This window comes from Bacteriovorax sp. BSW11_IV, assembly GCF_000447755.1.
Taxonomy (GTDB): Bacteria; Bdellovibrionota; Bacteriovoracia; order Bacteriovoracales; family Bacteriovoracaceae; genus BSW11-IV.
In genome coordinates this window covers 1-24,016 of record NZ_AUNE01000008.1, presented here as the reverse complement: position 1 = coordinate 24,016, position 24,016 = coordinate 1, and the positions used below count along the sequence as shown (strand labels likewise).

Below are 24,016 nucleotides of genomic sequence, written 5' to 3'. Positions count from 1 at the left end.
CTAACATGAGGCCTTTTTTATTTTGAATATAGCTCTAAATAGTCATTCATATTTTTAATTGTATATTCATAAATCTCTTCTAAGCTCATTGTAAAGTCATACTCTTTAGGCCTTAAAACAGGCGGTAGATCTCTTTTTTGATACAAAAAATCTGCAAATAGACGAATGGCCCTACCATTGCCATCCAAAAAAGGATGAATCGACATTAGTGACAACTCAAGCTTATTAACTAACCTAATATACTCTTCATCACTAGCGGCAGAATCTAAAAAAGGAATCGCCTGTTCAAATAAATTTTGAACTTCATTCTCGACATCGGAAGAATAAACATAATGGAACTCAGTTTTAAATTGATTCTTGGAAAGTTCAACTCTAGATTCGATTTCTTCATAAAAATAGGGATTCGTATTATATTTATCCATATCATCTACTGTAAAATACCTTTCCCCTTCGGGCAGAAAATGATCTCCTGTATGAAAAAAATCATCTTCTTTATCAGTTCTAAATTTTCCACTCAATTTCTCGTGACTCATTCGAGAATATGGTCTCCCTTGGTCAACTCCTTCTAAGTAAGCACTCGCCTCTTGAAAAGAAATGTCACCTTTCGTGTATGCGAGTTTTATTCTTCGTTGTTCATAACCTCTAAAGAAATGACTTTTTGTCGCAATCGCATGAATATTTTTGAGCAGATCAATTGAAATATTTGTTGAATGAGGTAGGTCTTTTACATACTTAACTGCATTCAAAAAATCCTCTGCACTATCTTCACCATAATACAGCTCTGGTGTATCAGGCATTGTAATTTGGGCCTTCGCCCAATCCTCTTCGTTTATTAATCTCCTAATCTCAATTTTAGGGTCAATTTCTGCATTTTTTCTCGTAAGTTTTCCTTTGAGTTTTGTATGTGGAACCTCTTTTAGTTTTACGACGATCAGAGATTCTGGCCTATCTCCGAATATGGTCCCAAGAGATTTTTCAGAAATGGACTCAACTTTAAAGCGAGATGAACTTTTAAAAAGAATTTCTTTTTCATAAGCATATTTAGACTTAGATGAAATATCTCTACCAAATAGACTTTCTATTTCAAAAAGAACCCTAGTCTTTTCACCTTCCCAAGCTCGAATCTGTCTAGAATAAAAGCCCTTTGCGATCTTCAAATCAGAACTTGTCGAAAGAAAATAATCGAATCGTAAATCTTCTCCGACTTTAAAATTCCACTTTTTCAATGTCTTTTCATCAACAACTGCACCGCTATAAACAGTGCCTTCGAATTTAGGAAAAGAATTAAGAGCATTATTTAAGGAGTAACGATACACAAGTGCTCTCTTGTCCTTTGGCCCTTCTCGATTTAAGTCTTCATACATTTTTTTGTAACCAGTTTGTCCGGTGTAGTAATGCACCATAAAGTGGTCTTCTTTTTCTGGATGAAAAAAGTAATTTGCTAAATCATTCTTTCTTTCGTGGTGTTTTAAATAATGAAATGATAGATCAAGTTGCTTTGTGTGCTGTAAGTTGAATAAATCATCAACTAAACCAACGCATCCTCTTTTTGATTCCTCAGAAGCAATTTTCCGACTACTTGTCCTCAAATCATGCGAGCTACATGAAATAAAAAGAAACATTGAAAGAAGGAAAACTATCTTCATATTAATTTGATTAAGAGAAATCGCCTTCGAATAAATCTCGAAGGCGAATCGGAATTGATCTTATTTTACATTGTCGCTTTTTTATAAATTTCAATGAACTTGCGCCAATCATTAATATTGTCGTTTTTCTTTATTTTCTTTAAATCTATTCTAAATCGTCCATCTTTTGACTTATAAAAGGACTTATCATAGGCCGCAATAATTTCATTAATAGAATTTGAACTTAATGGATCTAAATCCATCAAGATGGCGGCCTTTATGTTATCACTCAAGTCAGATTTTGCCAGAGCATTGATGATCACCTTATTCTTATCACCTTCCAATAAAAGTTCTTCAAACTTTGCCATGGCCTCAGGTGTTTTTTCTAAAATCTTTTCTTCATCTTTAAATGGAGATTCAATGGCCTCAACTAGAGCAGGGGCGCGATAATTTTCGTGAATCTTTTCAGACTGAGATCTTTCCACATTAATTTGTTCAATGGCCTTCGGTTCAACGTAGGCAACATCTATTGGTTGTGATTTCTCACCCACAATCTTATTTCCACCAAAAATATTTCCAAAAACATCTCCAATAGAATCTGCAATCGTTTTAAAGAAATTTCCAATTCCATCAAATAAAGAAGCAAAAAATCCTTTTGATGAGCTAGAATCACTAGAAAGAGAACGTCCTTCGTTAACCGGTGCAAAATCTTTAGGCGCACCGTCGCGTACAGCGGCAGCAGAGCGTTCATTTTGCACTTTTCTAATATCCATCAATCTTAGATCTTCATTTTTACAAATATCACTCATGGCATTCATGGCCTTATCTTTAACGTAAAAAACACCATTATAGCGAAACTTCGAGATTTCTTTACAAGCGGAGTCCTCAGGGTTTTGAAAACAAAACTGTTGTTCTTCCAGTTCTTTGAACCAATCTTTATATGATGACATACGATCATTCAAAGCTGCCTCATTTACACTTAAACGAGAAACGTCGCTATCTTCATAGTTTCTATCGATATCTGATTTTGCTCTCTTATTGTGAGCCTCGAGTCTTTTTAAACGAGTGGCATAATTTCCACTTGCGAGTTTTCGATCAACACACTCTCCAGTACTAAAGAGACCTTTGCCTTCTCTTTTACAGTCAGCCTTTGCAAGAGCATGAATTTCATCTTTTGCAAGTTCATAGCTATCACTTGCGATGTCTCTTTCTCGCTCCTTGATAGAATCCCTTTTTGAGTTGTAGCGATCTGCCTTATCAACTAATCGCTCCTGTTGCTCAAGCATCTTATCCGCATATTCGGCCTTCCCATCAATCATATAGATTCGATAATCTTGTAGTGCATTTTCTGCATCAAGAAGATTACGCATCATCTCCCCCATTTGGGTACAGAAAAATCTTTCATCAAAGATATTCATATTTGGTGAGTTTTTATTATGATTTGATAGAATATTTGAAACATCTTTCAACGAGTCTAGAACTGCATCTTGTTCAAGAATTTTATCTGCATAATAATCTTCACATCTTTTATTTTCGACAAGGCTAAAAGCATCTTCATATTTCTTCTTCTTTTTTTCAGTTAGAAGTGTTTCCTTAGAAAAATGGCGAAGAATTGTTTCCATTGAGATTTGCTCATTTGGAAATTTTGACTTCAACTCTTTAAAGATATCGTAATAACCGAGAAATTGATCCATGGCCCTCTCCAGGTCCACAGCATTCTTAATAGTTTTTTCCCAGTTTCCACGGGCCTCACTAAATAACTGCCATCTCTCGGCCTTACCTTTACGGTCTGTGATTTGATCAATAATCCATGTGACACCAGCTTGCATGCCATCAATTGCAAGATTGGCAAGGCTGGCCCCAAAGACTGCTCCTGCGGCCGTCGCACCAGATAGGAGGAACATATGCTTAGGATCAGAAAGTTTTTCTGCGACAGAGTTGGCACGAGATAATTGCTTATTCGTATCACTCCAGTTCTTATCAACCATCTTATTTGTATCAGTCCAATTTTTGTCGACAACAGTATTGGTTTCTGTCCAATTTTTATCGGCCATACCAATACCTTTATCTATATTTTGATTTAAATTACCAACCTGATGATTGATATCACGATTAATATTATCAAGAGTGGTATTTGTCTGACCCCAATTTTTATCGACCATATCTGATGCATTATTAAAAGACTGGTTGATTTGATTTCCTTGTCCAATCACAGCATTAAATTGGCCCGCATTTAAAGAGCCCGTTGCATTTACGTCCACACTACCCGATACGTTTGTATTAATATTTACATTCGTATTTAAACCAGATGAATTTATCGAATCAACAACAGATGTTACAGCAGGACTGCCTGATACAGAACCACTTTGTCCTCCAATACTATTGAGAAGACCCGTCAGATCAAATCCATTTGCATAAGCTTCTCTTATAAGAAAACTCATGAAAGTCGTTTTTCTCTCGAAATTTGTAGATAATGATTTTTGAAGAAGTGCAATTTCTCTTTCTGTAAAATCTTTATACCCTAAACGATAATTTGCTACTGTTACTTTTGAGTGAAGATCATTTTGTGTAACACTCACACTAATAGCACGTGAGCGGTCGTTCAATATTGCTTGATAGTAGTGAACGTTATCAAACTTACTTACTTTCCATTTTTTTACATTGTAACCTTTTCTGAGATTCTCTAGTAATTCACGATCATCAAATTGATCATTCTTATTGCGATCCATTCTAATATAAGTGAGATCTGCAATTGGATAAACGCGCCCATTGATTCCCATTATCCTTTGCATCATGACCATGTCATAGCCAATGTTATTTTCCATGACTCCAGAATGTTTACGGGAAATATTCCACTTTTGCGCAAAAGAAGTTGCAGCATTGGAGTTTGCGTTTGTTAAAAACCACAAAAAAATTGAGAAAAGTACGTTTACTTTAAATTTCATAAAAAACCTCGTAAAACTATCGGTTTTTTATGAAATTTACTTTAGGACGCGACTTTGTCGACTTTGGCATTTGGGTGGGAGAACTCTCCCACCTTTGCAGCGATATCGTTCTTATCTTCAATGGCGTGGGCCGCACCAATTTTAATGGCCTCACGAGGCATACCAAAAACTACGCAACTCTCTTCATTTTGAGCGATAGTTAGGGCACCTGCTTTTTTAAGTTTAAGTAAACCTTCGGCCCCATCCTTACCCATTCCAGTTAAAATAACACCGACAGTATGTCTTCTGGCCACAATTGGCTCTACAGAGTTAAATAAGAAGTCCACAGATGGTTTAAAACGATTCAACGGCGGATCATCTGTAATCTTAACCCTAAGTCCTTGTCCATTTCTTTCAATAGACATCTGCTTGCCCCCTGGGGCCACAAGAACCTTGTTTTTTTCGATTAATTCCCCATCTTCAGCTTCTTTAACGATAAATGGACAAAGTGTATTCATGCGGTCAGCAAAGGCCTTAGAAAAGACAGCAGGAATATGCTGGACAATCAGAATAGGAGGAATTTCTCTAGGCATCTTAGTGAGGATATCTTTAAGTGCATTTGTACCACCTGTAGATGATCCAATTACAACTAGAGAATCTGTATCAAATTTGCCCACAGTTTTTGTTGAAAATTTTGAAGCAGCTGCGGCTTGATAATTGGCGGCCTCTTTGACCTTTTCAATTAAAATAGGGGCCACCTCAGAGATCTCTTCCATTTTTGGTTTTTGAATATAGTCAAATGCCCCATGCTCTAGGGCCTCAAGTACCAGTGGTCCCTCTTCCATACTTATAGAAGTAACCATAATGGTTGGTATTTTGTATTTAGGTTGAATCCTCTTTAAGAGTTCAACTCCTGTCATTTCTGGCATGTGAATATCAAGGGTAATGACATCAGGCTTATGCTCATTAATTAAGGCCTCAACTTCACTAGGTCTCTCTGCTGTTGCAACAACCTGTACCCCTGGTGCTGTATTTAAAATTCGCGTTAAAAGATTACGAATTGTCTTTGAATCATCAACGATAAGGACTTTGACAAGCTCTTTACGCGCAATAACTTTTGGTTGTTCAGAATACGTAACAGGTGCAGTTGAAGTCCCACCGATATCTTTTGATACACGTAAAGTTCCATCGCGAGGAATAAAAACGACTTCAAACTGGCCAGTTCTTTCAACTTCTTTAATATTACCAAGAGCACTGGCCCTTATCAGTCCAAGAGCTGAACGAATGAGGGATTGCGGCCCAATTAACTTACAATCAGGCCTCGCTCCACTTCTTGATTTCATAAAATGAGAAAAAAAGTTTTTGATGTTTTTAGAATTTATTTCATCTCTTTTAAGAATAATTGCACCCGCAAAATCTTCGAAATGCAGTGAGATGAAAATCATGTCTTTCATTCTTAAATAAAAATCTTTCCCTAGATTTGTACTAATAATTGTATTGGTCTTCATTCCCTAACCTTTTATTTCTTACTTAAAAACTCACATGACATATATGCAAAACTTGTAGCTGGAACGATGTCTGTTGCAACGTCAGACAACTCACATTTATAATTGATGTCTTCAATCAATAAGTGAGCATTGCTCCAGTGAATAATTTTATCCCCCGCATGCTTAGAGCATTTTCCATAAACAACGATGGAAGTTGAACGAGTTGAATATTTTCTTTTTACCTCTTCAAACATTTTAGAGAAGTCTGCTAAATAAACCTTTCCTGGTTCTAATTCGGCAGAAAGTGAATCTAAAACTTCAACTTTGAATGGTATCTTTAATGACAAGTCATCTTTAAGAGCTAAGAGTAAATTATCCTGTCCCTCGAAAAACATAACTGTTGGTGGTTGCGTTCCTCTAATCTCTTTGAAAAAGTGAACTACTTTTTTCTGGTCTGAAATTGTTGAAACCATAACACGCATTTTAGAAGCGGCATCACCAATAACAAGATTGTGCTCAAATTGCTTATCAACAGTAGAGATATGCTCTTTTACAAAGGCCTTATCCATATAGGCGACCTTGAGTTTTGTCTTAATCTCTTCACCACGCTCCATTAAATTATTAAGGGCCGGTTTTTCAATAAAGTCACTTGCTCCAGCTCTTAGAGCTCTCATGGCCGCGGATGAATCCTCTCTAGAGGCAGAAGAAATCATGACAACTGGAGGGTGAGATGAATTATAATACTTCTCTAGGTAAGTCACACCGTCCATATCTGGCATATGAATATCAAGAGTCATAAGGTCAATTTGACCTCTATATTTTTGCATCATCTCATTGGCCTCAACACCATTTTTAGCAACATCGATAACTTCAAATTGAGTATCCATAGAGAAAATTTTCTTAAGTAGAGTTAGAACACTCGAAGAGTCGTCTACACATAGAACTCTAAACTTAGTTGGCATAACAGGAAGCTTCTTGACCATAGGTGCAGGAACTGGCGTGCCAACAGAAGCAACTGGAGATGTCGTTGCAGAAGCAGGTTTTGGTGCCTCAGCGATTTTATCAACGTAAATTGAAGGACCAACGTTTTTGATTTCCATTCCAAGTCCACCAAGAGACTCAGAAATACCAGAAAATAAGAATCCACCTTTTTCAAGATGCTTCATGAACTGTCCTACGATTTGTTTAATTTGCTCTGGTCTAAAATAAATAAAGACATTTCGACAAAAAATAACATCAAACTTTTCAGTTCTTAAATCATTTTGAAATGTAAGAAGATTAAGTGTTTTCCATCTCGTTTTATCAGTCAGACTCTTTTTAGCTTTAACGAAATCAGAGATATCTCCAGTTCCTCTGGCCCAATTGTCTGCCAAATAATTCATTGGAACAGTCTTAATTTCGCGTTTGTGATAAACACCATTTTTTCCAATCGCAACTGATTCGTGATCGATGTCACTTCCAAGAATCTCATATGTCATTGTCGGATCAATTTTTGGGAGATAAAAATTCAAAAACATACAAAGGGAGTATACTTCTTGGCCCCTACTGCAAGCAGCTGACCAAATTTTAATTTTCTTTTCTCCTCGCCCCTTAACTCTTGCAACGATATCTCCAAGATTATCTTTTAAAAATTCAAAATGAGCGAATTCTCGAAAGAAAAAAGTATGGTGAGTCGTCAGTAGCGATACCAGAACCTGAGATTCTGATGTTAGATTTTTTTCAAGATGACCAATATAGTCACGAGGAGTAACAATACCTAATTCAGACATTCTTTTTTTCACTCGAGTCTGAACCATTAGAGCTTGTTTTTCTTCAAGAACATTTCCGGAAATCTTTGCAACAATGGCCGAGACTTTCTTTACTAGCTCATCATATTCAAAATCTTGTTTTTTCAAAATTGCTGTCATAGGTATCCTCAGATATAAAAAAGTAAGTGCCATTTATTAAATGTGACACTTACTTAACTCGAACTTTGTAGCTTTTACTTTAAGGTTTATGCTGCTTTTTTCATCATTCCGTAATCTTTAAGATCCAGAACTTTAGCAACGTCAAGAAGAACAGTTAGTGAATCTTCTTTACGATAAACACCCTGGATGTATTCAGCATTTACTTGTGATTCGATTTCAGGAACTTCGCTAATTTCTTCAATATGAAAAGCGAGAACCTTGTTAATCGAGTCGACAACGATACCTAAGTTCATACCGTTAATATCTACAATTATAACAGACTCTTCATGATTATTATCAAGAGGCTTTATTTTTAATTTTGTCCTAAGATCTACTACCGAAATGACCTGACCTCTTAGGTTCATGATCCCTAAGAAATGAGGTGGGGCCTTTGGAATTGGTGTAGTTTCAGGAACTGAAATAACTTCTCTTACACTTAGTAGAGGAATTGCATAATCTTCTTTTCCAAGACTAAATTCTAGGAATCTTTCCAGTTCAGAGTTTGCTTCTTTTTTCTTATTCATTGTGCTTAGAGTTTCATTCATTTTACGCCGCCTTTCCAAGTAATTTGTCTTTTAACGCTGTTTTATGTTTTTTAAGTGATGAAGAATATAATTCATTCAAATCTAAGATGAATGATGGTCTACCATCACCTAAGATTGAACTACCCATGAATCCTTTTTGCTGTCTAATTTCATCGCCAAGCTTCTTAATAACAACTTGCTGTTGATGTAAAATATCATCAACTAGAACAGCAAAATTGAAGTTTGAAGAATGAACGATAATTGCAATTTTCTCACATGAGTTAGTATCATCCATTTTACGAGCAAGAGTATTTCCAATATTAAATAATGGAAGGACCTCTCCTCTTAAATTTAAACACTCACCCATACCAGTAATAAAGTGAACCATCTCTTTCGTTGGTTTTAAAGATTCATGAACTTGCCCAAGAGGAATAATGTATTTTTCTTGTCCAACTCTAACAACCATACCTTCGATGATTGCCATAGTTAATGGAAGCACAACTCTAAATGTACTACCAACACCAACATCAGTGATAACTTGAACGCTACCACTTAGTTTTTCAATATTTGTTTTAACTACATCCATCCCGACACCACGACCAGATACTTCAGTAACCTGTTCTTTTGTCGAGAAACCTGGGTGGAAAATATATTGGATCATCTCGTGATCTGGGATACTAGAATTAGGAGAGATTAACTTCTTCTCTAGCGCCTTCTTTCTGATGATATCTGCGTTAATCCCTTTACCATCATCAGTAATTTCGATTACAAGATTGTTACCTTCATGAAAGGCCTTAATTGTAACATTACCGTGTTCACTCTTACCTGCTCTGATACGGCCTTCCGTATCTTCAAGACCATGATCAACAGCATTTCTAACGATGTGTACAAGAGGATCTGATAAATGCTCAAGAACTGTTTTATCAATTTCTGTTTCTTCCCCAACAAGAGAAAGATTTACAATTTTATTTAAGGTCTTAGAAGTATCGCGTACGATTCTATTCATTTTTTGAAGAGTTGTTTTTAGTGGAACCATTCTCAATGACATAGAAATTTCTTGAATTTCTTTCGATAATTTCCCAAGCTGAGAAATTGACTTATTGGCAAGAGGGTCTGTGATTGTCTCATGTCTTCTTTGTTCAAGAACTGTTTGAAGAATAACTAATTCTCCAACAACGTTATTGAGTTCTTCAACACGTGACAATGAAACACGAATACTTTCATCTTCTGCTTTCTTTTTATTAGCAGCTTCATTTGCAGCAGCATTAGAAGCTCTTTTTTCATCTAAAGAAACGGGCTTAGCAATCGGTTTGGCCTCTGCAACTTTTGGAGCTACTGTTTCTTTAGCAATAACTTCTTCACCTTGCTTGATTGTCATACCTTCATCAACAGCTGGTTTATTTGAAGTTTCGACATTGAGCTGAGCAAAAATTTCTTCATCACTCATACCCAATTCACGTAGTGATTCAATTGCTGATTGAGAAATCGCAACATCATCTACTTGAAGCTCTCCACTCTCACGCATTTCAATCAGCTCTTCGGCCTCTTCTTGCGCTGTATGCTCATATACTTCTTCATTGTGTTCACTCAGAATTTGATCGAGTTCGTCTTCTAGACCTTCCCAATTCTCTGCAGCGGCCGGAGCGTCTTCTTCAAAGGCCGAAGCTTCAGGAAGAGATTCTTCTTCATAACTTGGCTCTTCATATGCTTCATCTACTGCTTGTGAAACCGAATCAGGTGCATTGCCTTCAATAACACCAATAATTTTTGCGACAATCTCTACGCTATCAAACGTAGCATCAAGATCTTCTTTTAATGATGTGATCATGTGACTAATGTGATCATTACACTCTAGAAGAACTGTAACGACATAATCGGTGATTTCAACATCGCCAGTCTTAACTTTTAGAATTAGGTTTTCCATTTCGTGAGTAAACTCAGCAACCTCTCCAAAGCCAACAGCTCTCGATGTCCCCTTCAAGTTATGTGCTAGTCTAAAAATTTGGTCTAGAAGATCTGCACTATTTTTATCGTGCTCTAGTTGTAAAAATGCCTGCTCCGAATCTTCAAGCAATTGCATTGATTCATCTAAAAAATCTTCCTTCAACTCTCTCTCAAAATCTTCCATATTTCCTCAATTAAGCAGTAAAAGGCCCCTATTCTTCTAAGCCTATCGACATCCTACGAATTTATTTTAATAAAAGATTAATACCGAAACTTATTCTAAAGCCTGATTTTTATTATCAAAATTGATCATGCTATCAGGAATATTGATGAGAAATACTGATGGTTTTTTGTCTGGTTTTAGGGCCTAATTTTAGGGCGCTAACTCAAAGAAAGAAGTGAATTATTAAACCTCTTTAATAGTTTCATTAACAATTTTTACTTTAATTTATGAGTTTTGGACATTGAGATGAAAATATTCTCAATTTTTTGGGGTTTCACTGACCTAGGGCAAAGATTGCCTATTCTGAATAGGAAAATAGGCGCTTAAGAAGTTCATGCCGAAAATCTAGTGCAATTTAAAGGGAACAAAGGCAGCACCCTGCTCTTTATACCAGCGCTCAATTTCCTTAATTTTTGAAGATTTGGCCTGAAATGGTCTAACTTTCCCAAGCTCATAATGACCCCAAGACTTTGGGTTTAGAGGCGTCTGCACGAAGACCATATCTTTCTCATATCCACGGCACACACTTTCATTACCCTTTTCACGACCAAAGATACGAACAGTGCGAACACCAATCACTTCTTCAACTTCTGAGGCCAAGTTCATACACAAATAAACACACGAAAATGTAACCTCTTTATAGAAAGGAATTTTCTTAGTATCAATATAACGTTTTGTCGTTGGAGCTTTGGGCCAGCATTCAAATTGCTTAGGAGTGCTCACAAGAGTAAGGCCGCCTGTTTCAAATGCCTGAGTAGAAAGACCCATACACATCATTAGAAACGTTGCGACCTTTATCATAGATATTCCTTATTTTATAAGGCAATGAGCACGATACTTGTACCCATCGCTTGTGATAACGTATGAGTTCAATGGTGTATCTAGGCCCAAATTGATCTTCATTTTTGTAATCTCTGCGCTCTGCTTATTTTCAAGAGTCACACTTGTTACAACGCTACCGAATGTTGATTCCGGGTAAATCTTTACACTGACTTCTCCAGATACACCATCAATAATTTCAGATGAAGTCTCTGTACCTTTTTTAATGATCTCTACATTTGAAAGAGAAAGTTCTACAGCTTGTTCAGAAAAATAAATGCTACCATTAAAAGCAGCTCTGTTGGCCTCTAGTGCCTGTGGCATAGAACATTCAAAATTAATTGATGAAGCAAAAACTTGTGTTGAAAAAAGCAATGACGCAAGCGCTAAAAATTTCACTATAAACTCCTAATGGAAAAAGTATAGTAAAACGCTAGCAAACCTAATAAGAGGTTGTCCAATAAGTTTAAAAATAAAAAAGTGAGGAAAAAAATGGTGGGCGTTGACGGGATCGAACCGCCGACATCTACCTTGTAAGGGTAGCGCTCTCCCAGCTGAGCTAAACGCCCTTTGAAAAGGATTTGTTGTCCTTTCGAGGTTTTTGAAGATTAAAGTATTGCATCTTATCTGTCAACATCTTATTCTAATAAAAAGTTAATTTTTTTTCAGGATGAAAAAAACAAGTCAAAGGATGTGACATGGGTCTTACAAGACGCACTATTCAAACATTTCTTATTTTAACTCTTTCAACTCCCCTTGCATTCGCTTCCAATTGTCCGCAAATTGCGGGTTGGTACCAATGTGAAACAAGTAAAAATAAATATGAGATCAATGTTATTCAACATGATCTTGAAGAACATTCTGAATTCGATATTCATATCGTTGATGAAGTCGATTATGAGTTTATTACAGATAATAAAGGTCACAACTTTCCAGACAATAAGTTTCTAAGAAAGATGTGGTATGTTGCTCGTTGTGAAGGAAATTCACTCCACACATATGTCGAAGGTAAAGCATACCTTGCAGGTGTAAAAGTCGGGAAAGCAAAACTAAACGTACAGGTTACACCAAGTGAGAAAGGTGGCATTGTCAAAGTTAATGGTCGCTTTGGCCTTGTTAAATTAAATGAAGTGAAAGAATGCAAAAGAATCGAGAAACCATAACAAGCACTTTTGCTGAAGAAAAAGTTTCAGAGAAATTCAATCTTGCTTCATACTTTGAAGCAAGAGATCTCGCCATACAAATTGTTCAAGAGAGCTCTAAGCTTATTGAAGTCGGAATGTCAGAACAAGATGGACTGGCAATTGTTGAAGATAAAATGTCTGAATACGGTGTTGAAAAGAAATGGCACCCTACCAAATTTCGCATTGGAAAAAATACATTGTGTTCATTCAGAGAATTATCTGACGATCAAGTTCGTGTGGCCGAAGATGATATATTCTTCTTTGATATTGGCCCAGTCTTCAAGGGACACGAGGCCGATTATGGTGAAACCTTCTCTATTGGTCATAATCAAGAATATAATCGTTTAAAAACGACTGTGAAGCATATTTTCCATGACTGTAATAAGGCCTGGAAAGAGAATGGCCTTAACGGCAAAGATCTCTACGCATTTGCAGAGCTTTCCGCCAACGCCAAAGGATGTGTTCTCAATATGAATATGAAAGGGCACAGACTTGGCGACTTTCCTCATCACCTCTTCCACCGTGGCAGCCTTGAAGAATTCGAACACAGACCCATTGAAAATCTTTGGGTTCTCGAAATTCTTATTTCTGACAAACAAGGTAAATACGGTGCTTTTTTCGAAGATATTATTTATTAAGGCAGAAGATTATATTGGTAGATAACACCTTTATAATTACTAATGAGAAGTGTCGTTGAATTCATCCAAGTTAATTGGTTGGCCCCACTTGAGATTGTTTCCATTCCTTCGCTTGGACCAAGTGGAGTATCATCACACCAAGACTTTCCACTACTAATATCTATACAATAAAGAGAACCACTGTTGATGTAGAAGATTTGTGACTTGTCTTCTGAAAAAATCCAATTATAAATTTCTCGAGAAGAAGAGGCCACTGTTTGTAATGTACTTTGTGCAGGTGTCGTTGGTTTATCAATAACTCTAAGATTAGTTCTTTCTGAGAAATAAAGCTTGTCGTTGATATCATCGTAATACAAATAGCAGTTATTGGCCGCGCAGTGAAAAGTTTTACTTGCGAGATTCCCACCGGTCATATCATCGGGACTAAAAGTTTGATTTGTAAAACGATCCCCCATTATATGGAGCGTACCTGTTGCAGAAGTAACATCAAAGTACTTCAGCTCAGGACTTTTAATATTTGTTCTTGATGTTGAAGAATAGTAAGAAAGATAAAATAATCCTTTATTTTTTATGGCAAAATTATTCTTTCCACCATTTGGATAAATTCGAGTTGCATTAGGATTATCACCTGTTTGCGCGTCTTCTGTATATCCAGATCCAGCATCCATATAGATTTCAATTTCCTTAGTGGTACTTGTTGTGTAAACACTATTATTAACTCTTGTCCAAGGATTTCCCTGAGAGTCAAATGTTAAAGGATGGAGGTTACCAAAATCATAAGTAACACCAAGGGATTGATTTTTACTAATCATCTCACCCTCTGTCGATCCACTCCCCCCTGATTGATTTCCCCATATAATACTCGTCTGCTTTGTTGATGGGTCTATATGCCCCATAACCATCGATAAGCGATCTACAAAATAAAGCCCCTCAGGATAGGCCGCTTGATTGGCCTCTGTTGCTTTTTTATAATAGATCCCAGAAATTTGCCCTCTCATGAATGACTTATCAAGGCCATCACCATAAAATGGCATCGCCCCAACATATGTCTGCATTTTTCCACTGGTATCTAAATATCTAAAGAAATAAGAAGAGTTATCTCCCCCTTGCATAAAGCCGAGAGTACCATTTGGTCCATCTATCGGTGGCCATACGATTCTTGAACAGCTCATGAGTGGATCAAGCCCATCTGCAAGGCACTCACCGTCTGCAGTTGTCGTTGATAAAGGCGTTAAGATATCTCCGTTATCTCCACTAAGATTTGGCGTAATCTCATAGAGTACAGAGCCTGCAAGATAGAATTTATTCATTGAGTGGATATAATTTAGTCTTTGAGAACCAATACTCGTTCTATAAAGTTGACCGTTGATTATTTTCTGGCAATTAACGTTGTACATACAAAAATAAATAACATTTCCATGATCCCAAGCGGCCAAAGTTCCATAGGAAGGAATTGAAATTGCACCAATAGGTGAAGAGAGAGGATCAAGCGGGCCACTTGAAGCATTCGCACGTGTACAATCACCGGCCACAAATGAAATAGCGCCAGCAGTTTTTGTCCCTGAATTTTGCGTTACTTTCATTAACCTAGGAGCGTCATTATAGCGATCATATGTAGTTGAACTCGAGCAATGTGTGAAATAATAAAGCGTATTATCTTCATCAAAATTGAAAGGTGCATTTAATACTTTTGCCGTACTCGGTGTCGCACTTGCATCGTAAACAGTTCCACCACCAAGATATAGTTTTACTTCTTTGGTATCGACGTTTATCTGCCAAATTTTCACGTTTGAAGAATATTGTGCATCGGAAGTCATAGCGTACAATAGACCACTATTTGAATTATCAAAGCGTACATTTAAGAGAGTCGTGTAAACTTGTGAACTCGTACTTAAAACTGAATTATCAGTTAGATTATTACTACCATGCTTGATAAACATAGATGTCTTCCCTGATAGGGCATCATATTTATAAAGACCATTTCCATTATCAATCATATAAAGATCATTAGTTCGAACATCCAAAGCAACATCGCCAAATCCGTAGTCACGCCCTTTTGACTTTAATGCAACTGAGCGAGCGGCCCCACCAATACCACGATCATTTGTACCTGCATAAATCAGCCAATTTCCTGTATTGAGTGGACCACTGTCTGCCGGAATAGAAGTATTCCCTGCACTATCAGAGGCCACAAGTTTAACTTTAAAAAATCCATTTGTAGGAGCGGTGAATGAAATATAATTATCGCTATAATTTGTCTGACCATATCCAATAGCTCCATGTCCAACAACAATTTCATTCCAAGTCGCTGTGGCCGAAGCACTATCTGTGTAATAAAGACTTACGGGAGAATTATCTAGACCTTCAATATCAGTCATTGTCCATTCAATTAAAACTTGATCACCTTGATTAAAGGTCTTTGTTCCAAAATTTGGACCGGCCGTATTATTTGTAACACTGAATGCCGTAACAACAGGAGCGTTACCTACTTCGTACTTAACTGTATCCATATCAAGTCCGAGAGTTCCCGCACTTGGTGCAATAACTGTAACATTTCCCGCCTTATCTTTTGCCCAAACACAAACTTTTTTGTCTCCATCACCTGGGTGAATAGCATGAGAAAAAGATTGGAAAGCACCTGTATAGCTTTGCCAATTACTATCAGTATACTCTCCCTGACAATCGAGAGTTGTTAGATTTGAATTTTCTATTTTAACTTGTAAACTATTGTTATTATCGCTGGCCGCAACTTTTACAATAACGAAGATTGAACCAACATACTCAGCACTATTTGAAATTTCAACAAGTGAAACAGATGGAAGCACAGTATCTCTTTTCCATGTTTCACTTATAGAGCTACTATTTCCTACACTATCAACCTGAGTAAAAGTAAAAGAGTAATCCCCATCACTTGTTTTCGCTGCAGTGGAAAATGACCAAGAACCACTACTACAATTAACTTGAGTTGACTCTTCTCCTGAGACATCTATAGTTATCCCATCTTCACAGAGTCCGCCAAAAGTAACACTATCTTGATTTGAATGTGAATTTGAGGCCAAAGATGTTTGAGTCAGACCTGGAGCAACAACATCTTTATTGAGATTTATATTAACTTGAGTAGCATTATTACCAGCAGTATCAGAGAGGTCTAAGTTGATCGTTTTAAGTCCATCTGAGAGCGATGACAGATTAATTATTTTAGAAAAATTTCCACCACTACAGCTTATCGTATCAGAAAGATCTCCAGAGAGGACAACTGTGCCACTGTCAGAACAAGTTCCTGAGAATGAAATAGCTGCAACGTTAGAAATGTTCACTGCACTTAAGTTAATTGGAGTATTTAATGTTAACAAAGGTGCGACCGTATCTTTAATAAGAATCAAATTTTGTGTGATTGAACTATTCCCTGCAGCATCATTAATATCAAAGTTCAAAGCAATATTACCGTCACCAAGAGACTGGAAGTCAAAATTCTTCGACCATAATCCAGAAGAACATATTATCGAATCATTAACATCACCACTAACAATAATAGTCCCATCTTCACTGCAAGTTCCATTGATCGCAAAGCTAGTGTTATTGGTTATATTGATATAACTATTATTGGCAGTTGCAATTGATAGAACTGGCGCAGTTGCATCTTTTTGAACGACGATTGATTCAGTTGCAGTATTTCCTGCAGCATCACTTTGTGTTGCGCTAATAATGACTGGTCCATCAGAAACAGAAGCAACTCCTTGACTATAAGACCAGACACCATTTAAGCAATTTGTACTAACTTGTTGAGAGCTTATTAATAGTGTGATTGATCTTGCTTCTTCACTACATGTTCCACTTACTGAATATAAATCAACATTTGCAAGATTGATATTGTTAGCTAAAGAAATGGAAACAATAGGATCTGTATCATCGATAACAAAATGAAAAGATTGTGATTCTTTCTTAGATGATGCTCCAAATGATAGCTCAATCTTAATACCTGCATTATTTGAGTCTATAGAAGGAAGTGTAATAAAATCCCCTGAAGCAGAAACACTTAAACTCTTATATGCAGAATAATTTATTCCATCAGTTGTGAGCATTAAATCTGCCGCTGTCACTTTGTTGGAAAGATCAACAATCTTATAATCAAATGAAATGACTTCTCCTCCTCTATAAAGTCCGTCAGATTTTTCTAAATACAGAGAAGGTAAAAAATCAGAGTCACCAAGGGCATCAATAAGAGCATTTTGAATTTCAGAGTTATTTGTGATTTCCTCAAGCATTGTCGAGACTGTTGTATTTTCAAATTGACTTGTGAAAGAGAGCACTTTTTCTCTTGGTACATCCACTATTTTTTTGGAGACACCGCTATTTAAAAGATTCACGACGATGGTCGTCTTCTCATCAAGATTTTGAGTTTCATCAATATTCGTTAAGGGCCTTTGATAAACACTGCCACATCCACTCGCTTCTATCAGGTACTCTACAGTATTTGAAAGTGATGTGATGACTTTCGGAGCAAAAGAAAACTTAGCATCTCCATCAAGAGATACAGTTGCAAGACTGACCCCATCCTTCTTTCCAGTAGCGTCTAATTTATACAATTGAACTTGGACACTTGTAATATCACAAGAGAAGGCTTCAACCGCCGAGATGGCCATGGGATTTGGCTCGAGTGGAAGAACTTGGCCTGAAATAATTCCAGAGCTCTTACCACCAATATTGTCATTTAGTACTTTGACATCAATAACACCGTTCATACATGATGAAAGAAAAAGTGCCATCGATAAAATAAAATACATTTTGAAAGTTAATAAAGCTTTCATAATGTTATTATCGGTTAAATCACAATTTTCACCGAGCGTCTCAGCAAAAAAATTCTTGCAAATGGGGATTTACCAACAATAAATGTTTTCACGGTCAGAACAGAAAAATAATTTACATTTAACAAAAAGTGCTTTTACAAAGATTACATCACTCTATGCCGCTTTTTTTAAGGTGAGTACTTTTGCGCCTTTTTGTGAAATTTGCATATTATCTTTCTTGGATCCATGAACCGTTTCATAAAGGTTGGCAACAATTTTATCCAATCGCTCTGATTGACCAGATAATTTCTCTGCGTGATCATAGGTTTCACTTGCTGCTCTCGAATTTTGTTGAACCGTATTATCTAATTCATTCATAGCTTGCGAAATATTATCAACACCAATTGATTGTTCTGATACTGCTCCAGCAACCTGCCCCATCATTTGCTTAACTTCAGAAACGTTTTCTACAACTTCATCGAATGAATTTTCACAAACTCGAATAATTGTTGAAATTTGCTTCATCTGCTCGTCACCTTCTTTAACAATTTTCTCAATACTTACTTTTGACTCTCTCGCAATTTCCTCAACCTTACTAATACTAGTGTTAAGCATATCGCCAATATCTTGAGACGCTTTACCACTCATGGTTGCCAGGTTCCCAACTTCTTCTGCAACAACAGCAAAACCTTTTCCTGCTTCACCTGCTCTTGCGGCCTCAACTGAAGCATTAAATGAAAGAAGCTTTGTTTGAAATACGATATCATTTATGATGCTCGTTTTTGTTGAAATTTCATTAATCGTACTAGTGATATTATCCAAATTTCGACTATTCTCATCCATTTGAATTTTAATTTTTTGATTGTTTTCAATAATAAGATTTATTACACTACCCAGCTCTTGGATACTCTTCTTTCCATCCATTGTTACTTGATATGAGCGATCTGCACGGGTCGCACTATCAGATGCATTATTAGCACTTGTTTTCACCATGGCCGTAATTTCATCAAGTGTTGATACCGTTTCCTGAATTGCGCTTGCCTGCTCATGTGATGCGGCCGAAAGAGTTTCACTGGCCTTTTTCATTTTTAAAGAGCTGTCTTTTGTTTCAATCGAAGTTTCTTTAAGTCTTTCAATGTTTGACTCTAGACTCTTTACTATTTTTGAAACTAAGAAAAAGATCGCTACAGAAATAAGAACTTGACCAAGTAAGATAATCACAACGATTTGAGTGAAAGATTGTTTAATGGCCATTGATATCAAAGATTCATTGTATCCAAGTCTAATCCCACCTACAACTTTCTCTTTTACAAGAACTTCTCTTTTAATCGAGTGTTTAGACTCTTTGATTTTTTCTTCGAACTCCTTAGTTAATGAGTACATCGGTTTTCCTGCTTCATTATCAAAAACCACGTAATCAACTTCAGGACTTTTTTGAATTTCATTTGCAATGGCCTCTAAGGCCACGCTATCGAAATTCCAAAATAATGATTGAGTTGATTGAGATAGCGAACCTATGACCATCTCCATTTTTGAATCGAGATTACTTTTTAATCTCTTTTCATTATTAGTTAAGATAACCACACCTAATGTACACATAACTAATACTGAAATGACGTTGGTAAAAAAGATCAGTTTCTTTTGAATAGACCATTTGTTCATAACCTTCTCTCATTTAGATTGTTTACAAATTATCGATCAATTATCCCTGATTAGTGATGGCAAATAACAAAATTGAGAATTAATTGAGGATATCAGTCTACGATCATGACTATAATCAATTAAAAGTAACAAAGAGGACAGTATGACAAAGAGTTTATTCATTTGCGCATTATTTTCTCTATCGTTAAACACCTTCTCACAAGATATTACGATCTTAACTGAGGACTCCCCCCCTTTTCAGTACCAAGAAAATGGTAAAATCATAGGCATTGCTTCTGACATCGTTGTGAGCTTACTCGAAAGGGCCAAAGTTGGACACAAGCATGAGATGATACCTTGGCAAAGAGCGTACAACAGAGCAAAAGATGAGAACAACACTTGCGTTTACTCAACAACTGTTACAGATGAACGTATGCCATTATTTAAATGGGTTGGACCTATTGTTAATAATGACTGGGTAATTATGGTTCCTAGTGACTCCCCAATCACGGCTAAGTCCCTTAATGAAATGAAAAACATTACAATTGGTGGCTATATTGGAGATGCGCTCGCCGATTACCTTATTAAAGAAGGTTACAAAGTGGATCAGGCCGCAAACGATACACAAAATGCAAAAAAACTTTCGGCAAAAAGAATTGATGCTTGGGCCACTTCGAGTGTCGTTGGTCCCTACCTGGCAAAGCACTCTGGAATTTCAAATATAAAAGAGCTCTTCACTTTTAAAAAGACTGAAATGAGTTTAGCCTGTAATAAAGGCATTAGTGATGAAGTTATAGGAAAGCTTTCTAAAGCACTAGCAGATATGGAAGCAGATGGAACTATCGCAAAGATTAAATCGAAATATAAATAAAAAAAAGGCCACTCATAATGAGTGGCCCATTTAAACCCTATAAAGACTTGAGACTAATTTGCAACTTCTAAAGCTGTCTGTGAATCGATAACTTTAAGCCCAACATGTTGTAGGAACTTTTCTGGTTCCATAAGTTGAAGAGCTACTTTTAGAACTTCTTCTACTGACTCTACCGCGTAGATTTCTAGTCCTTGCTTAATTTCAGCTGGAATCTCTGGAAGATCTTTTTCGTTCTTCTTAGGAATCACAACTTTCGTAATACCTGCTTGCTTAGCAGCAAGTAATTTTTCTTTTAATCCACCAATCGGAAGAACACGTCCTCTAATTGTCACCTCACCTGTCATCGCAACGTTTTGCCATACAGGAATTCCTGTGATCGCAGAAGTAAGCGCTGTTGACATTGTGATACCTGCCGAAGGACCATCTTTTGGAGTTGCCCCTTCTGGTACGTGAATATGGATATCATTTTTGTCATACCAAGATGAATCAATTCCAAGTCTTCCACTGATTGATCTTACGTAGCTTAGTGCAGCTTTTGCAGATTCTTGCATTACTTCACCAAGTTTACCTGTCACTTGAATCTTTCCGTTTCCTGGAACAGTTACAACTTCAATGTGAAGAAGTTCACCACCAACAGATGTCCAAGCTAGACCATTTACAAGACCAACTTGTGGCTCTTGTTCAATACCAGTACCCTCATATTTTTTAGGGCCAAGATATTTAGATAGATTCTTAGTTGTGACAGTAAACTTTTTACCTTCCTCAATTCCTTTAGATACAACTTCCGTAGCGATTTTTCTTGCTACTGTATTTAAAAGTCTTTCGAACTCACGAACACCAGCTTCTTTTGTATAACCTCTAACAACATCAAGCATAGTTTTGTCGTTAACTGAGATTTCATACTTTTGAAGACCATTGTTTTTACAAGCTCTATCAAGAAGATATCTCTTACCAATTTCCATCTTCTCTACTGGTGTATAACCAGAAAGATTGATGATTTCCATACGATCTCTTAGTGGACCTGGAATTCTTGAAAGATCGTTAGCTGTCATAATGAACATAACTTTCGATAAATCAAATTCCACTTCAATATAGTGATCGCCAAAGTTTTTGTTTTGTTCAGGATCAAGAACTTCTAGCATAGCTGAAGCTGGGTCCCCTCTCATATCACTTGTCATCTTATCAATTTCATCTAGAAGAATAACTGGGTTAGAAGTCCCTGCTTTCTTAAGAGCATTGATGATCTTACCAGGCATTGCTCCAACGTATGTTCTTCTATGACCTCTGATTTCAGATTCATCACGAACACCACCAAGAGAAATTCTCTGGAAGCTTCTACCAAGTGATTCTGCAAGTGATCTTGCAATAGATGTCTTACCAACCCCTGGAGGACCTGCTAAACATAGAATTGTCCCCTTACCTTCAGCACCAACGAGTGATCTTACAGCAAGATATTCAACAATTCTGTCTTTAACATCGTTCATTCCATAGTGGTGATCATCCAAAATGGCACGAGCATGATTTACATCGTTATTATCTTCAGTGAATTCACTCCACGGAAGAGATAGCATCCAATCAATGTAGTTTCTAATAACAGCGGCTTCTGCCGACATTGGAGACATTGATTTAAGCTTTTTAATTTCTTTTTCTGTTTTCTTTTTCGCCTCTTCTGGCATTACTTTCTTAGCAAGCTTTTCTTCCATCTCTTGGATTTCAGATTTTTCATCTTTTTGTCCAAGTTCTTTTTGAATAGCATTCATTTGCTCGTTTAAGTAGTACTCTTTCTGAGACTTTTCCATTTGAGACTTAACGCGAGTTCTTATTCTTCTCTCAACGTTGATGATCTCAATTTCCCCTTGCATCTTCTCAAGAAGAAGTTGCAGTCTGTCCTCGATTTCAATTGCATCTAGGATTTCTTGCTTCTCAGGAATCTTCATATTCAGGTGAGCAACAATAATATCAGCTAAGCGAGACGCATCAGTGATACTAGAAATACTCATGAGAAGTTCAGGTGGGATACGCTTATTGAGCTTCACATATTGCTCAAAAACGCTCTTAATGCTTCTCATAGTCGCTTCAATATTCACTGGGTTTGAATTGACAGGAGTACACTTTGATACTTCGGCCCAATAACCTTCACTTGATGCCTGGAATGAATCAATCTTAGCTCTGTATTTACCTTCAATTAATACCTTAACAGTATTATCTGGTAATCTTAGCATTTGAATGATGTTTACAACCGTACCCACATCGTATAGGTCCTCTCTATCAGGATTAAGGATGTTGGCATCTCTTTGAGTTACTAGAAAAAGCTCGTTATTGTTCTTACTCGCTTCTTCTAAGGCCGCAATTGACTTCTCTCTTCCTACGAACAAAGGAACAACCATGTGAGGAAAAATGATCACATCTCTCAATGGAAGAAGAGGAAATCTTTTAGATGATTCAGACTTGCGGTCTGTCATAGTACCTCCTGCACTATTATAGGGTTTTCTACTGAAAGTCTCGGACATCATGTCCTATAACTTTCTAGTCTCATCTTAAATTTTGACTTAATTTCGAATTTGGGTCAAAAAAAATCTAGTGGCCTTTCTTTCCTATAGAAAATTTATAGGGCCTTACAATCACGATAAATACAAGGATTTATAAAAAAAGCACTGGCCATCCCAATCCCCCTTGACAGGGAGATGTCAGATTTTTTTAGGCTACTGACCCCCTGTTTAGGAGGCCATTTGCCCATTACGCAAGGTTAGAGAATATAGTGTACGAACTAAGTCTTGTTTACGGATTGGTTTCATGCAATAGGCCTGGAATTCACTGGCCTCACTTGGCTTTACATCCTTCTCAGGGGCATATCCAGTCAGTGCAACAATTGGCACATGAGCATGACCTGACTCTCGTTCAATTTCCCTAATAAGCTTTGTCGCCTCTATCCCATCCATCACAGGCATTTGGAGATCCATGAGAACGATATCGTAATCATTTTCTTTAATCTTATCTGCAGCGACTTTGCCGTTATTAGCATAGTCCACCATCATAAAATTTTTAAGTTGCTCATTGAGCATGAAAAAGCTCTCTTCATCATCATCAACGACAAGAACTCTTAGTCCTCCCATATTCATAAGCGCCTCTTTTGTAGAAACCTCTTGAACAATAGGAGTAATACTTGCTGTTGCATCTTCTTCCATATAGCTATGAATGAGATCTTTATTAAATACAAGTTGAACTTCACAGCCTTTATCAGGTGCTGTTTTAAAGACAACTTTACCACCAAGATTTTTCATGGTCTTGCTCACCAGTAAAAGACCAATACCTAGACCAACGCCTTTGTTAAGATTATCTTCCCCGGCAGCACCGTAGCCTCGAAAATATTTTTCAATTTGATTATGGGCAATTCCATGCCCTG

General features: G+C 36.9%; 15 protein-coding genes and 1 tRNA gene. 3 read left to right on the top strand and 13 right to left on the bottom strand.

The window, feature by feature from the left end; translation table 11 throughout:
• Positions 1 to 17: 17 nt before the first annotated feature.
• The 9 genes from M899_RS02225 to M899_RS02185 form a co-directional block, all read right to left on the bottom strand.
• On the bottom strand, positions 18 to 1,646 hold the full coding sequence (locus M899_RS02225) for a Fic family protein (protein ID WP_034727473.1): 1,629 nt from the start codon (positions 1,644 to 1,646) through the stop codon (positions 18 to 20).
• Positions 1,647 to 1,711: 65 nt separating this feature from the next.
• Positions 1,712 to 4,570, bottom strand: coding sequence for a hypothetical protein (locus tag M899_RS02220; RefSeq protein WP_021269812.1), 2,859 nt, complete (start codon positions 4,568 to 4,570; stop codon positions 1,712 to 1,714).
• 41 nt (positions 4,571 to 4,611) lie between these two features.
• Complete coding sequence (locus M899_RS02215) at positions 4,612 to 6,057, bottom strand: protein-glutamate methylesterase/protein-glutamine glutaminase (protein WP_021269768.1); 1,446 nt, start codon at positions 6,055 to 6,057, stop codon at positions 4,612 to 4,614.
• 11 nt (positions 6,058 to 6,068) lie between these two features.
• Entirely contained in the window at positions 6,069 to 7,943 is a 1,875-nt protein-coding gene (locus tag M899_RS02210) for a CheR family methyltransferase (RefSeq protein ID WP_021269807.1), read from the bottom strand.
• Positions 7,944 to 8,029: 86 nt separating this feature from the next.
• Positions 8,030 to 8,527 (bottom strand): chemotaxis protein CheW, encoded by a 498-nt coding sequence (locus M899_RS02205; RefSeq protein WP_021269802.1) that lies wholly within the window; start codon positions 8,525 to 8,527, stop codon positions 8,030 to 8,032.
• Between the two features lies 1 nt (position 8,528).
• Positions 8,529 to 10,634 carry a chemotaxis protein CheA gene (locus M899_RS02200; protein ID WP_021269799.1) on the bottom strand — a complete coding sequence of 702 codons (2,106 nt, stop codon included), beginning with the start codon at positions 10,632 to 10,634 and terminating at the stop codon, positions 8,529 to 8,531.
• Between the two features lie 384 nt (positions 10,635 to 11,018).
• On the bottom strand, positions 11,019 to 11,474 hold the full coding sequence (locus M899_RS02195) for a hypothetical protein (RefSeq protein ID WP_021269765.1): 456 nt from the start codon (positions 11,472 to 11,474) through the stop codon (positions 11,019 to 11,021).
• Between the two features lie 9 nt (positions 11,475 to 11,483).
• On the bottom strand, positions 11,484 to 11,891 hold the full coding sequence (locus M899_RS02190; RefSeq protein WP_021269785.1) for a hypothetical protein: 408 nt from the start codon (positions 11,889 to 11,891) through the stop codon (positions 11,484 to 11,486).
• A 94-nt stretch (positions 11,892 to 11,985) separates the two neighbouring features.
• Positions 11,986 to 12,061 (bottom strand) — tRNA-Val (locus M899_RS02185).
• A 129-nt stretch (positions 12,062 to 12,190) separates the two neighbouring features.
• Between M899_RS02185 and M899_RS02180 the strand changes: the two genes are divergently transcribed.
• Positions 12,191 to 12,655: a hypothetical protein gene (locus M899_RS02180; protein WP_021269763.1), complete on the top strand. Its 465-nt coding sequence runs from the start codon at positions 12,191 to 12,193 to the stop codon at positions 12,653 to 12,655.
• Positions 12,631 to 13,314 carry a M24 family metallopeptidase gene (locus M899_RS02175; RefSeq protein WP_021269811.1) on the top strand — a complete coding sequence of 228 codons (684 nt, stop codon included), beginning with the start codon at positions 12,631 to 12,633 and terminating at the stop codon, positions 13,312 to 13,314. Before M899_RS02180 ends, M899_RS02175 begins: the two co-directional genes overlap by 25 nt.
• Here the strand turns inward: M899_RS02175 and M899_RS02170 are convergent.
• Together M899_RS02170 and M899_RS02165 are read right to left on the bottom strand one after the other, a co-directional pair.
• Positions 13,311 to 18,122 carry an Ig-like domain-containing protein gene (locus tag M899_RS02170; protein ID WP_034727469.1) on the bottom strand — a complete coding sequence of 1,604 codons (4,812 nt, stop codon included), beginning with the start codon at positions 18,120 to 18,122 and terminating at the stop codon, positions 13,311 to 13,313. The genes M899_RS02175 and M899_RS02170 overlap by 4 nt on opposite strands.
• Before the next feature lie 153 nt (positions 18,123 to 18,275).
• A complete protein-coding gene (locus M899_RS02165) occupies positions 18,276 to 19,763 on the bottom strand; it encodes a methyl-accepting chemotaxis protein (RefSeq protein WP_021269760.1) in 1,488 nt (495 codons plus the stop codon).
• Positions 19,764 to 19,905: 142 nt separating this feature from the next.
• Between M899_RS02165 and M899_RS02160 the strand changes: the two genes are divergently transcribed.
• Positions 19,906 to 20,613 carry a substrate-binding periplasmic protein gene (locus tag M899_RS02160; RefSeq protein ID WP_021269770.1) on the top strand — a complete coding sequence of 236 codons (708 nt, stop codon included), beginning with the start codon at positions 19,906 to 19,908 and terminating at the stop codon, positions 20,611 to 20,613.
• A gap of 53 nt (positions 20,614 to 20,666) precedes the next feature.
• Here the strand turns inward: M899_RS02160 and lon are convergent, their stop codons facing one another.
• Both lon and M899_RS02150 read right to left on the bottom strand, forming a co-directional pair.
• Positions 20,667 to 23,075, bottom strand: a complete 2,409-nt coding sequence (lon, locus tag M899_RS02155) for an endopeptidase La (protein WP_021269771.1) — start codon at positions 23,073 to 23,075, stop codon at positions 20,667 to 20,669.
• Positions 23,076 to 23,330: 255 nt separating this feature from the next.
• Positions 23,331 to 24,016 (bottom strand): response regulator (locus M899_RS02150; protein WP_021269782.1); only part of this gene is annotated, 686 nt, incomplete at its 5' end.

Coding starts and splice junctions, on each gene's coding strand:
- M899_RS02175 (WP_021269811.1), top strand. CDS start 12,631: ATGCAAAAGAATCGAGAAACCATAACAAGCACTTTTGCTGAAGAAAAA.
- M899_RS02225 (WP_034727473.1), bottom strand. CDS start 1,646: ATGAAGATAGTTTTCCTTCTTTCAATGTTTCTTTTTATTTCATGTAGC.
- M899_RS02210 (WP_021269807.1), bottom strand. CDS start 7,943: ATGACAGCAATTTTGAAAAAACAAGATTTTGAATATGATGAGCTAGTA.
- M899_RS02165 (WP_021269760.1), bottom strand. CDS start 19,763: ATGAACAAATGGTCTATTCAAAAGAAACTGATCTTTTTTACCAACGTC.
- M899_RS02170 (WP_034727469.1), bottom strand. CDS start 18,122: ATGAAAGCTTTATTAACTTTCAAAATGTATTTTATTTTATCGATGGCA.
- lon (WP_021269771.1), bottom strand. CDS start 23,075: ATGACAGACCGCAAGTCTGAATCATCTAAAAGATTTCCTCTTCTTCCA.
- M899_RS02160 (WP_021269770.1), top strand. CDS start 19,906: ATGACAAAGAGTTTATTCATTTGCGCATTATTTTCTCTATCGTTAAAC.
- M899_RS02205 (WP_021269802.1), bottom strand. CDS start 8,527: ATGAATGAAACTCTAAGCACAATGAATAAGAAAAAAGAAGCAAACTCT.
- M899_RS02215 (WP_021269768.1), bottom strand. CDS start 6,057: ATGAAGACCAATACAATTATTAGTACAAATCTAGGGAAAGATTTTTAT.
- M899_RS02200 (WP_021269799.1), bottom strand. CDS start 10,634: ATGGAAGATTTTGAGAGAGAGTTGAAGGAAGATTTTTTAGATGAATCA.
- M899_RS02220 (WP_021269812.1), bottom strand. CDS start 4,570: ATGAAATTTAAAGTAAACGTACTTTTCTCAATTTTTTTGTGGTTTTTA.
- M899_RS02180 (WP_021269763.1), top strand. CDS start 12,191: ATGGGTCTTACAAGACGCACTATTCAAACATTTCTTATTTTAACTCTT.
- M899_RS02195 (WP_021269765.1), bottom strand. CDS start 11,474: ATGATAAAGGTCGCAACGTTTCTAATGATGTGTATGGGTCTTTCTACT.